This is a genomic window from Alphaproteobacteria bacterium LSUCC0396, from assembly GCA_041228345.1.
GTDB lineage: Bacteria > Pseudomonadota > Alphaproteobacteria > Puniceispirillales > Puniceispirillaceae > UBA3439.
The window spans coordinates 323,447-334,799 of sequence record CP166131.1 but is presented as its reverse complement, the minus strand read 5'-3'; the positions used below and the strand labels follow the sequence as shown (position 1 = coordinate 334,799).

Annotated in this window: 12 protein-coding genes; 6 read left to right on the top strand and 6 right to left on the bottom strand. The window is 51.0% G+C overall.

What is annotated here, in order from left to right:
• Positions 1 to 330 precede the first annotated feature (330 nt).
• A complete protein-coding gene (gene arsH / locus AB8881_01650) occupies positions 331 to 1,038 on the bottom strand; it encodes an arsenical resistance protein ArsH (protein ID XDZ63621.1) in 708 nt (235 codons plus the stop codon).
• A gap of 215 nt (positions 1,039 to 1,253) precedes the next feature.
• Here arsH and AB8881_01645 point away from each other — a divergent pair, with 215 nt between their 5' ends.
• Both AB8881_01645 and AB8881_01640 read left to right on the top strand, forming a co-directional pair.
• Entirely contained in the window at positions 1,254 to 1,736 is a 483-nt protein-coding gene (locus tag AB8881_01645; protein XDZ63620.1) for a GNAT family N-acetyltransferase, read from the top strand.
• Positions 1,737 to 1,857: 121 nt separating this feature from the next.
• Positions 1,858 to 2,286 carry a GFA family protein gene (locus AB8881_01640; protein ID XDZ63619.1) on the top strand — a complete coding sequence of 143 codons (429 nt, stop codon included), beginning with the start codon at positions 1,858 to 1,860 and terminating at the stop codon, positions 2,284 to 2,286.
• Positions 2,287 to 2,358: 72 nt separating this feature from the next.
• Here AB8881_01640 and AB8881_01635 read toward each other — a convergent pair whose 3' ends face one another.
• Positions 2,359 to 2,952, bottom strand: coding sequence for a hypothetical protein (locus tag AB8881_01635; GenBank protein ID XDZ63618.1), 594 nt, complete (start codon positions 2,950 to 2,952; stop codon positions 2,359 to 2,361).
• A 10-nt stretch (positions 2,953 to 2,962) separates the two neighbouring features.
• Entirely contained in the window at positions 2,963 to 3,349 is a 387-nt protein-coding gene (locus AB8881_01630) for a hypothetical protein (protein XDZ63617.1), read from the bottom strand.
• Between the two features lie 298 nt (positions 3,350 to 3,647).
• Between AB8881_01630 and AB8881_01625 the strand changes: the two genes are divergently transcribed.
• Together AB8881_01625 and AB8881_01620 are read left to right on the top strand one after the other, a co-directional pair.
• Positions 3,648 to 4,802: an MFS transporter gene (locus AB8881_01625; protein XDZ63616.1), complete on the top strand. Its 1,155-nt coding sequence runs from the start codon at positions 3,648 to 3,650 to the stop codon at positions 4,800 to 4,802.
• Positions 4,803 to 4,954: 152 nt separating this feature from the next.
• Positions 4,955 to 6,157: a CynX/NimT family MFS transporter gene (locus tag AB8881_01620; protein XDZ63615.1), complete on the top strand. Its 1,203-nt coding sequence runs from the start codon at positions 4,955 to 4,957 to the stop codon at positions 6,155 to 6,157.
• Positions 6,158 to 6,220: 63 nt separating this feature from the next.
• On the opposite strand, the gene AB8881_01615 is transcribed toward AB8881_01620, so the two are convergent.
• The gene (locus AB8881_01615; GenBank protein ID XDZ63614.1) at positions 6,221 to 7,360 is read right to left on the bottom strand and encodes a 4-oxalomesaconate tautomerase; all 1,140 of its coding nucleotides are present in this window, start codon (positions 7,358 to 7,360) and stop codon (positions 6,221 to 6,223) included.
• Positions 7,361 to 7,652: 292 nt separating this feature from the next.
• On the opposite strand from AB8881_01615, the gene AB8881_01610 reads away from it, so the two are divergent.
• Positions 7,653 to 8,186 carry a carboxymuconolactone decarboxylase family protein gene (locus AB8881_01610; protein XDZ63613.1) on the top strand — a complete coding sequence of 178 codons (534 nt, stop codon included), beginning with the start codon at positions 7,653 to 7,655 and terminating at the stop codon, positions 8,184 to 8,186.
• Positions 8,187 to 8,292: 106 nt separating this feature from the next.
• A complete protein-coding gene (locus tag AB8881_01605; GenBank protein ID XDZ63612.1) occupies positions 8,293 to 9,174 on the top strand; it encodes a DMT family transporter in 882 nt (293 codons plus the stop codon).
• Here AB8881_01605 and AB8881_01600 read toward each other — a convergent pair.
• Together AB8881_01600 and AB8881_01595 are read right to left on the bottom strand one after the other, a co-directional pair.
• A complete protein-coding gene (locus tag AB8881_01600) occupies positions 9,171 to 10,703 on the bottom strand; it encodes a rhodanese-like domain-containing protein (protein ID XDZ63611.1) in 1,533 nt (510 codons plus the stop codon). The genes AB8881_01605 and AB8881_01600 overlap by 4 nt on opposite strands.
• 119 nt (positions 10,704 to 10,822) lie before the next feature.
• On the bottom strand, positions 10,823 to 11,323 hold the full coding sequence (locus AB8881_01595) for a hypothetical protein (GenBank protein ID XDZ63610.1): 501 nt from the start codon (positions 11,321 to 11,323) through the stop codon (positions 10,823 to 10,825).
• Positions 11,324 to 11,353 lie beyond the last annotated feature (30 nt).

Here is an 11,353-nt window from a genome sequence, read left to right as displayed (position 1 = left end):
TTGAGTCATACAAAAAGTCATATTTTTTACAAATTTTGGGCAGAATTAGCCTTTACAAATATTTTCCAAACGATAGACTAAATTTATAAAGCATTGTTTTTTATGTGTTTTGCCTGTTATTTTTATAGGCCTAATACTAGCGCACTATACTGGGGGTGTAGGGGTCGTGGGTTCGAATCCCGCCGCTCCGACCATTTTTTACATAAAAGCATCGTAATGCGGCGATTGAAACGCGCAATCTGCACCGTGCCACTGATGCGTGGTGGCGTAAAAGATGACAATATGCGGGGTGCCAATCGTCACCAGCCTAGCGCGATTATGCCGGCTGGATTAAGCCTCGTTATTTACCCGGTTGATCAAGGCTTCGGCGGTTTCAACCCTCTCGCTATAGCGGTCAGTGAGATAATCAGAACATCCGCGCGTCAAAAGGGTGAATTTGACCAATTCTTCCATCACATCGACCATCCGGTTGTAAAAGGCCGAGGGCTTCATGCGGTCGTTATCGTCAAATTGTTGAAACGCCTTTGGGACTGACGATTGATTGGGAATCGTTAAACAGCGCATCCAACGACCTAGAATGCGCATCTGATTGACCGCATTGAAACTTTGAGACCCGCCATTGACCTGCATCAGCGCAAGGGTTTTGCCCTGGGTTGGCCGAACAGCGCCTAAGGACAGGGGAATCCAGTCAATCTGCGCTTTCATTATACCAGTCATTGCGCCATGCCGCTCGGGCGAACACCAGACCATGGCCTCGCTCCAGCTCACAAGGTCACGTAATTCTGTAACCTTTGGGTGGCTTGCGTCGGCATCATCGGGCAGGGGGAGGCCGCTCGGGTTAAAGCTTTTGGTTTCGGCGCCTAATTTTGCAAGGACAAGGCCGGCCTCTTCACTCATCAAGCGACTAAACGAGCGCGCTCTTAACGACCCGTAAAGCAACAAGACGCGCGGCGGGTGGGGCGAACGGGCACGATCAAACAGATGGGCGTCATCGGGGCGTTGAAATTCTGCGTCACTGATTTGAAATGGCTCAGTCATGATTTAGCTCGCCTTCTGTGTCGATAGACTTGATTCGGGGTGGTGATAGCGCCCCGATCAGCATAGATTGGTTTTAGGGAGGGAAAACAAAAAACCTTAGTAAAAAATCAGCGATATATTTATCTGGTATCGGATTACATTTTGCGAGGGTTTAAGGCCGGTTGTTTAACCATGTGGTATTGATAGGCTGTGAGTGTGGTCGGAGCATCATAAAATTGGCAGAGTTAAGTGACAATATTTGCGTCCGCAAGGCGCAAGAGACAGATTTGGCGGCCATTTTGCGACTTTTGGCTGATGACACGCTTGGCCGCCACCGCGAAGATGCCTTTGTTGATCAGCATGGGGGACTGCATGACGATTACCTGAATGCATTCAACGCCGTGAACTGTGATCCAAATCAATATCTGGCGGTTTTCGAACAGGGTGATGAAATTATTGGCTGCCTGCAACTAAGCTTTATTCCGGGTCTTTCACGCCGCGGTGCGTTGCGCGGTCAGATCGAGGGGGTGCGTGTTGCAGCGAATTTCCGTGGCAAGGGCTATGGCACCAAGATGCTGCGCTGGGCGATTGAAACCTGCCGCGAGCAGGGGTGCAAATTGGTACAATTAACCAGCGATAAAACCCGCCAAGATGCACAGCGTTTCTATAAAGACCTTGGTTTTGTTCAATCACATGAGGGGTTTAAATTAGAGATTTGACCCTTTGGTAACGTATTTGGCACAAAAGCGACTGTTAGCCGAATTGCAGATTGACCCCTACCGTATCTTGTTCCATCGTGAAAACAGATCCTCTGAATTAATCTCAAAAAAGGCTGGAACGATGAAAGTTCCTGGAAGCTGTTACTGTGGGGCGATTGCGATTGAAGGCAATGTTGCCGCTGATAAAATCATGGCTTGTCATTGCACTGATTGTCAGAAATTTAGTGGCGCACCGTTTCGCGCTGTTGCGGTAATGCCAGCGGCTGATGTTAACATCACCGGCGATGTATCAGAATTCCGCAAAACGGCTGAAAGTGGTAATGACCGCTTGCAGGGTTTTTGTGGCACTTGTGGCAGTCACATATATGCCACTGATCCTGAAAAAACCCTTTTCATGATCCGCACTGGTTGTCTAGACCAGAATCAAGAGCTTGTTCCGGTAAAACATATTTTTGGCAAATCGGCTGTTGAATGGGTTGCCGGTATCGGCGAGGCTGCGTGGGTTGCTGCCGGACCCGCTAGTGATGGGGTTACGCCGTTTAAAAAATAGGCGCCTGTTTTTTTGTTCCCGTCTTCTTTGGGGATGGCTTTTTGAGTGTGGGCCTCTTTGGGGCGGGGGCCTTTACTTTAGTCCACGATGAACGAGCACGCCGTCGATGAAATCAGCCGCGCTCAAATCTTTTAGGCGGCAATTGTTGATATTCGAAATGCGGCTATCAATGGTGAGTTTCGGAAACCCAACAATCTCCATTGCGGCTGTCAATGCCTGTGCTGCGTCATTAATGCGTGATGCCCCATCTTCGGTTTCGTCGCGAATACGCAACGTCGCAATACAATCAGCGATGCTTTCATTCATCATATGAGCAGGGCTGTTCCGTGGGGGATGCGGCAGGTCGATATCGCCGGTTTGATGATGGGCGCATTCATGCAAATCGATAAAGTTCTGCAAGGCGGCTGGTGATCGCTCATAGCTAAAACGGTAAATAACCGGCTGACCATTATCATCATTTTTTGCCATACCCGCCGCAGATTTCGCGGTCTGTGACGAGCGGTTTTCAAATCGAACGATCTCGCCGTCATTGTTTTGACAATTGGGGGGCGCAACCACTGCAAATGTTTGATGTGATGATTGCGCGCGCGCGGTTGATACCGCCACCAGCATAATTATCAGGATTTCAAAGCCAAAGAGAAACAAGCAGATAAATTTACGGGTCATGATTCTGTCCTTATGCCGCAGCAAAGCTAGAGCGGAACTGGGCTGCCCATTTGCCATTTTTATGCGTGATAACCCGCAGCGAGTTAAAATCGGCAATCAGACGATCGTCGGCGTCAAACCTGTTTATGCGAACAGCCAAATGAACCTTGTCGTCACTTGCCCTTTGAACGGTGATTGAGTGCCAAGCCGTTCGCGCCCAATTACCGCCAGCCCGCACCCTGAAATCAGCTAGATACCGATCTTGTGATGGCCAACAATCTAGCGTGACGCCAACAAGCCGATAATGGGGGAAATGCAGCGTTGCGGCAAGCCCATCCTCATCAAGTGCATTAAGCGCATGAAGATGGGCTTGCATGACTGCTAATGCAGATGTTTCTGCAGATTTATCACTGCTCACTATAAGCTCCTTGGACTAGACACGAAAAACCAGTGTGAATTGGCTGCTGCTTGCCGTGAATGACAATGCCATAAATACGCACCAACGCAAAGCTGGCGGCCGCCCGGTTTAACTGTGCGTCGGTTTCGTGTGGAGCGCGGGTTACACAGAAAGCGATAAATTGCTTGCGATGTTAAAATAAGCGGATCAGCATAAAATGATCTGCTGGTTTGGGGATGTCTTGATCCCGGTGTTTATCTGTTGCGATTCGATGTCGATGTCATGATTTTGAACAATAGTTCCTGCGAGATTTTAAGCGATGATTGACCGATTGGTTATGCGCAATGTTTGGGTTTCATCGTGGGTTTTGTCGCTGTCGCTTTTCGGGGATGCGCTGATTTACGTGATCTTGCCGGTTCATGCTGATGCGTTTGGTGTCAGTATGGTGATGGTCGGGTTTTTGCTCGCGGTCAACCGGATTATCCGCACCTTTGCCTATGGGCTGATTGTGGATTTAGCCGAAAGAATTGGGGTGAAAAACCTGTGTTTAATTGCGGCGATAACCGCCACCTTATCCACGGCGGGTTATGGTTTTCTTGATGGTGCGGTTTTATTGACCTTGTCGCGGATGCTGTGGGGATTATCCTTTGCGGCATTGTTACTTGTGACATTGACCTATGCGGCAGTTAATCCGGCAAAAACCGGCACGCGCATTGGCATCAGCCGTTCGGTTGAACAGGTTGGGCCCTTGTTGGCGATGACGGTGGGGGCATGGTTTGCAACGATTGTCGGGCCGCGCGATGTGTTTATATATCTTGGACTGGCCACTGCCGTTTGTGTGGGGCTGGCCTTCTTGCTTGATGGGTCTGCTCAGCCGGAACGGGTTAAAAAGCCGCTATCGCGTGACCGTATTTTTCCGCGGCCGGATAGTTTGGATATGATGATTTTCTGGATGGGCGCGGGGATTGACGGCGTTTTTACCGTGTCGATTTCGATTATGTGGGCGCAATATGTATCACTTGAGACTGCCATTTTGTTTGGTGGCAGTATTCTTGCGGCGCGGCGGCTAAGCGAAATGCTGGTGGCGCCCTGTTCGGGATTGATTGCCGACCGGTTTGGTATAAGGCTACCGCTGACATTGATGATCCTCGTGACGATTGCCGGATTTGCGTTAATCGGTGCCGGGCAGTTACTGGCTGGATCAGTGGCTCTGGTACTGGCCCGCGGTGCCCTAGGCACCCTGTTTCCGGCAGCGGTGGCACGGATTAACCCGGAAAACAAGGTGAAAGCACTGGCACGAAACCAGACATGGCGCGATGTTGGCGCAGCCGCCGGGCCACTCGCCACCGGTGCCGGCCTTGCCTTTGTTGTGCCTGAAATAATGCATATCATTGTTGCAGCGGCGTTTATCATCGCATTCGCCGTGTTTGTTCTGTCACCCGGTTGGAAAACAGTAACGCGGCCGGTCATTTGATTATGGCGATCATGGCGTTTGCTCTTGTCTGCAATTGCCGCTATGGCATCGTTGAATTGCGCTTGCCGTCATAAAAGATATCCGGCAAAACAAAACGCATCTGCGCTCAGGCGGGGCGTTAATCTTGAAAAATGAAGGATAAAAGCCCCACTATGCCAGCGTCCTCCCCATCTTTTGCGCATGATTTGCGGCTGACCATCATCATTTTATTTTGTGGCACGCTTAGTGGCATCAACATTGCCAAACTAGCCCCGACAATTACCGAATTATCAACAAGCTTTGGCCTTAGCCTGTCGCAGATCGGGCTGCTGGCGTCAGTCTTTACCATTATTATGGTGATTGCCGGATCATTGATTGGCGGCATCGTGCGCGGTGCTGGAAACAAACGTATTTTGATTGCTGCCTTGGTTGTTGCTTGTATTGGCAATGCCATCAGCCTGTCTGGTGGTTCGGTGATTAGCCTTTTTATCGGCCGTGCGATTGAGGGGATTAGCCTGATTGCCCTGACGCTAACCGCCCCCAGCCTGTTGACCCAACATACAGATCCGGTTAACCGCGGCTGGGTTATGGGCACATGGGGCGGGTTCATGCCGCTTGGTAACGGAATGGCGATCATTGCTGCGCCCTATCTCATAGATAAAGGGGGCTGGCAGTTGGTCTGGCAAGTCGGGCTTGGGTTTTCGGTTCTTGTCTGTTTGCTTGGGCGGCTGTTTATTCCGGATGATAAGGCGCCAGTCAGACGTCAATTTGATCTTGCCGCATTAAAGCTGGCGGTCAAATTGCCATTACTTGCTTTTATCGGACTTAGCTTTGCGTTTCATTCGCTGGTTTATCAGACATTGATCCAGTTCATGCCATTGATATCACAGTCGCTTGGCGGGTTTAGCCTTATCCAAGGGGCAATGATCACTGGCTTGTTTTGCGTATTTAATTTTGCTGGCAATCTGATAACTGGACAGGCGTTGCAGCGGGGTATTGCGCCTTCACAAATCGCCAGATTGGTTTTTTCAACGGTGGCAATATTGCTGGTTTTACTGGTTGTATTTAGCCAGTTCACAGGCTTGCTGTTTCTGCTCTTAGTGCTGACGGGTCTGGTTACCGGAGGGTCAGCACCGATTTTTTTCTATCTCGTCAGCCGGTCAAATGATGACCCCCAAAATTTACCGGTATTTGTTGCGTGGGTGTTTCAGATTCAAGGCCTTGGTATGCTTGTCGGACCTGCCTTTATCAGCCGTGTGGTTGAAACTACGAATAGCTGGAATATTGGCCTATTGTGCCTGATACCGGCCTGTCTTGCGATTGTTGCAATGTCGGGGCGGCTCGTACTTCCCGTCACATCGGCCAACAAGGCGTAATGGCGATGGATAGCCCGCGCTGGGCAGCGTCTTACCGCTGCGCCAATCTAGGTTTTTTTGCCGTCACATTGCCGCCCCATTGCCGTCCCAGACCGAAGATGGCACATAGACCTCGCCGCGGGCCAGCATCCGCGTGGTGCGCAGCAAGCCCGCGCGCTCGATCTGCATTTCATCATCTCGGGTTTTGTTACCTTGGGTTTTGTCATCTTGGGTTTTGAGGCTCAGCTGCACATCGAATTTGCCCGATGGATGCTCAATTGTTATATCTTTCACCAAACCGTCGGGCAGGGTGGCAAGGTCATGGATTGCGCTATCTTGGTAGAGGGCGGCACTGGCAACCGAAACCGCTCCAAGCACGCCAATGGCTTTATGACAATGTTTTGGAATGAAGGTTCGCGTGTTCACCGTACCTCCGGCCAGTGGCGTTGAGACAAGGCTCATTTTTGGCACAGCCTTGCCTGACACGTCGCCAAGTCCCATCGCCAATCCAGCCTGCAGCCGGATCGCCTCGAGGCGTGATTTAAGCGTTTCATTCGCATTGAGCTGTTCTGGTGTTTCGTTGCCTATAATATCGAAATCACTGGCGCGTAAACAGACAACCGGCATACCATTATCAATGCAAGTGACCTGCACGCCGTCAAATTCGTCCCGGTGATTGCCGGTTGGGAACAGGCTGCCACAGGCCGATCCCTGCAAATCCTCATAATTGCATATAACGGGTGCAGATGTGCCCATCACCCCATCAATATGCGCATCGCCATGATAGACCGGCAGGCCATTTTTCAGCGGGAATTGTAATAGACAGCGATTACCACTATTGGTCATATAAACGCGGATATTGGCCTGATCGCCAACCGGCTTGATTAATCCGGTTTCAACAGCAAAGGCGCCGATACCGGACAGGATGTTGCCGCAATTCGGGGTGTCATCTAGCCCGTCCTCGCCGACAAGTGCTTGGATAAAGCTATAGTCGATATCACTGTCATCACGCTGTGAAACTGACACAATCGCGATTTTCGAGGTTAGCGGATCAGCCCCGCCAAGGCCATCAACCTGACGAGGGTCGCCATAGGCGCCCATCACCCATTTCAGTACATTATCACGGGTGGGTCTATCTTGCGGTAGGTCGGCAAGGTGGAAATAGATCCCTTTCGAGCTACCGCCACGCATCTGGATGAAAGGAATTGCTGTTTGGTTTGACATGGTTTGCCTTGTACCGGAATGAGGGTGAGTGCCTATCATATACATAATCTGGCCGACTATATGCCCAAAACACATGATATGCCGTAAAATATTGCGGGTTATGTCCTTTAGAGGTGGTTTTTTTGATAGCGATGCTGCGGGGACCTGACCCGTCAATCAGTCATTGGCATTTCCGTCGCTACGCGCCTATAGTGAGACTGAATTAGGGAGCGCTAATAACAACAGCAATTGCCGCTGCCTATTGCCACAAATGATTCGCCGCAATGAACCCCAGTTTTAAAAAGAGATAAGAATGGCTAGACTGCCCGCGCTTGATCAAACCCAGATGAATAAGAGACAAATTGAGGTTTACCGAGATATTGCGTCGGGGCCGCGCGGTAATGTGCGGGGGCCGCTCGCCATATGGCTGCATCGGCCTGACCTTGCCGATAAGGCGCAGCAATTGGGCCAATATTGCCGATATGATTCATCATTATCACCGCGCCTGTCAGAGCTGGCTATTTTAACAACAGCGCGGATATGGGATGCGGCTTTTGAATGGCAAGCGCATGTGCCGCACGCCCGCGCAGCCGGTGTTGACGATGCAGTTATTGACGCGCTGGCTAATGACCGGGCACCTGAATTTGCTGCTGAGGACGAAGCGCTTGTTTATGAATTCACGCGTGAGTTAAATCTCGAACGCGGTGTTTCTGATGCGCTATACGCCCGTGCTATTGCTGTTTTGGGCAAGGATGGAACGGTCGATCTTGTGGGGGTTCTGGGCTATTACAGCCTGATTTCGATGACCATTAAGGCGTTTGATGTTGATCCGATCACCGCGGTCTAGGATGTGCTGACGCGGCCGACATACGTGCCCCATTTTGGGCTTTCTAACAAGGGTTGATCCGGCCACTTGGGCATAGGGCTTAGATGGCGCTAAAGGGAATTTCTTTTTGACGCGCGCAATCCTGACCATCATCGCAGCAATATTTTCATTCTCGTTAATGGGGGTTGCTGTGCGTATTCTGACCGCGGATTATTCGATCTTTCAGATTTCCTTTACGCGCAATTTCTTCGGGTTTTTGCCGATCCTGCTGCTGCTGGCCTACAGCAAACAGATGGCGGCACTTAAAACGCCGTTCAGCCGACATGAATGGATGATCTGTGCGATGCGCGGCGGCGTGGTGTCCTTGGCGCAGCTGTTCCTTTTTACAGCTTATAGCAAGTTGGAATTTGCCACTGTTGCCACCTTGGCATTTTCTGGGCCATTTTTTGTTACCGCCTTATCGGTGCCGCTGCTTGGGGCTAGGGTTGGGTTCTGGCGTTGGTCGGCCGTGGTCATGGGGTTCTCGGGCGTTGTTATGATTATGCAGCCAGGTACAAGTATTTTTTCATTATTTTCGATTTTTCCGGTGCTGGCGGCGTTATGCTATGCGACCTCAAGTACAATTGTTAAACTCTTTCCAGCAGATCGTTTGTCTGGCGTGATCCAATTTCGATCGCAGATTTTTGCAGTGCTATTTTCACTATTATTATGGCTCGGTTTTGGCGAGTTCGTACCCATTGCCTCGGCGGGTGATCTGGGGCTGTTTATAGGGCTTGGCCTGTTGGGCGGTGCTGGTGTCCTTGGGCTTGTCGTGGCCTATCGGATGTCACAGCCCAGCCTCTTGGCCCCTTTTGAATATTTTGGGATTCCTTTTTCGCTGTTTCTGGGCTGGTGGTTTTTTGCTGAGGCGCCACTTGACCGCCTGTTTCCCGGCGTTTTGGCGATTGTCGCTGGTGGTTTGGTGATTATCTGGCGTCAGGCACGGGCAAAACCCGATGCGGGGGCCTAGTCCAGCTTTGGTGCGCTTGAAAGAAGTGCGCACCACAGGTCATGAATTGGCGTGTCGATTTCGGCTGGCAGATCTTCTTCCCATGCCAGATAGTCACGCGCATCCGCTAGAACACCATGATGGCGTCCGGCAAATAGCGCCGACTCATCCAGCGGCAGTTCAAGCCCGCCTGTCGCCATTGTTTTTGGCTCATTATCGCCATCATCCCAGATATAAAGACCAGCGATTTGCCAGCCATGCCGTTCAAGACAATCGCAGATAATACTGCCAGTTATAGTGCAGGCCGCAATGATAGCCACCGACGTTGCGGCCGGTTTTTGACCTAAAATGGCGCTGATATTCTGCCATTGGCTGTTTGCAATATGACCGCTGTTAAACGCTGGTGACGGCCGGAAATCATATAAAGGCACCCCGTCCTTTTGCCATTGATCCAGACCTGCTATCGCCACCACATCATGCATCGTGCCTTTATGGCTGATCGCAGGGTTTGTCGCCTCTGTTGGTTCTAGCGGTGCATCAAGATAAACAATATTGACGATAAACCCCATCGCACGCAGCCAAAATGCGGCAAAGGCGGCGCGGCTTCCCGAACCCTGATCAAACAGCGTAACAGGAACGTGGTAACGCGCAATTGACCGGTCGGTTTGCTGAATTAGATTGGTGCCGGAAATTTTAATAATGCCGTGGGCGAGGGGCTGGCCGGTGGCGGCGTCATCCGATACATCAAATAACAACCCTGACTGATTTTCATGAGCATAGGCGGCTATCGCATCTTGCGCGACACGTGCCGACGGGATTTGCCAACGGCGTAAAAATCCGGCAACCGCGTCCGTTGCCTCATAGTCAGCAGCGAAAAGCCGGTTGGCATTATGCTCGCGCTCATGGCCGTCAAGCTGCCATGCCTGTGTGCCGCCACGAAATACCGCAAACGGTCCATCATAGCCCGATGCCATCAGGGTAAAGGCACCAATAATTGATCTGGTGCGCCCAGCACAATGCAACAACGACATTTTGCCAGTGCCTTTCAACGCGGCGACATTTGCCAATAGCAGGCTATTTGGCAGGCTCTGGGAATTTGGCAGGGTAAAATCCTGATATTCGGCTGTTGGGCGAACATCAAAAAGCTGGGCATCTTGATAATCGGCCAAATATTGCTGTGGGGTGATCTCAGGCAGGTCAATCTGATGCGCCACAACCTCGCCAAACGCCTTTGACCAGACATATTCGCCCTTTACAAAACCGCGTCCCATTTCACTGGGCTTTTCGGTTTTATGGCAGGTAATATCGGTAAAGCCAAACGCCACAAGCTGATGCATGGCCTCACTGCTTGCTGCATCTTGCCAATCAAGAAAATGCACCGGAAAATCAGGTGTTTTAAAGAGAAAGCGAAGACGATTTGAGAAAAGTGATAACGGTATATTGGTGCTGCCAAACCAGTGACCGGCAACGTAATCGCGGCGCTCGCGGCAGTCGATTAGGGCAAAGGGTTTTCCCGCCTCATAAAGGCTGGTGAATAATCCGTGGCTCATCTAATTTTCCTGTTGGTGCTTGCAATCCCGGCAGAATGGGTAAAGGCGCCCCGTCTTGTCATATGATCTTGTCATATGCTCTTGTCATATGGTCTCGTCATGTGATCGGGGCGTGACGGCTAAGCCAGCTCGTAGCGGAACCGCTTTACCTTGCTCATGTCAGTGCCTTCAATACGCACGAGGCTGGTTGGCCCATTGCGCGTTGGTGAATGAAGATCGCCTTCATTATAAACATGGGCAATCCCCGGTGTCAGACGATAGCTGCGTTTAACCTGCACCTTGCCCGGTTTGCCAGCACTGGCATCTTCGATTTTGTCATAATCGCGCATTTCTGTTTCGCCGCGAGCTTGGGCGTAGATAGCCCAAGATGGCCCATGATCATGCGGCGGCGATGTCTTGGGGCTGTCGTAATTATGCGCCAAGATACAAAAGCCAAGCTCGGGATCTTCGTAAAGCAGCTCGCGTTCGCCTGTTGATAATGGCACCAAAGCGTCGACATTGGCCGGATCAGCCAACAGGGTTTCCAGCAATTGGGCAAGTTTATCTCGCCCCTCGGGGCCGGGCGTATCGGTTAAAATCTGGCGGCAATCTTGCGCAAGGCTGGATAGAATATCACTCATAAAACAGGCTCCCAAAAAAACGGACATTGC

Bases quoted from the DNA above. Each gene is read 5' to 3' on its own strand.
- AB8881_01635 (XDZ63618.1), bottom strand. From the start codon at position 2,952: ATGACCCGTAAATTTATCTGCTTGTTTCTCTTTGGCTTTGAAATCCTG.
- AB8881_01595 (XDZ63610.1), bottom strand. From the start codon at position 11,323: ATGAGTGATATTCTATCCAGCCTTGCGCAAGATTGCCGCCAGATTTTA.
- AB8881_01600 (XDZ63611.1), bottom strand. From the start codon at position 10,703: ATGAGCCACGGATTATTCACCAGCCTTTATGAGGCGGGAAAACCCTTT.
- AB8881_01625 (XDZ63616.1), top strand. From the start codon at position 3,648: ATGATTGACCGATTGGTTATGCGCAATGTTTGGGTTTCATCGTGGGTT.
- arsH (XDZ63621.1), bottom strand. From the start codon at position 1,038: ATGACTGAGCCATTTCAAATCAGTGACGCAGAATTTCAACGCCCCGAT.
- AB8881_01615 (XDZ63614.1), bottom strand. From the start codon at position 7,360: ATGTCAAACCAAACAGCAATTCCTTTCATCCAGATGCGTGGCGGTAGC.
- AB8881_01610 (XDZ63613.1), top strand. From the start codon at position 7,653: ATGGCTAGACTGCCCGCGCTTGATCAAACCCAGATGAATAAGAGACAA.
- AB8881_01640 (XDZ63619.1), top strand. From the start codon at position 1,858: ATGAAAGTTCCTGGAAGCTGTTACTGTGGGGCGATTGCGATTGAAGGC.
- AB8881_01620 (XDZ63615.1), top strand. From the start codon at position 4,955: ATGCCAGCGTCCTCCCCATCTTTTGCGCATGATTTGCGGCTGACCATC.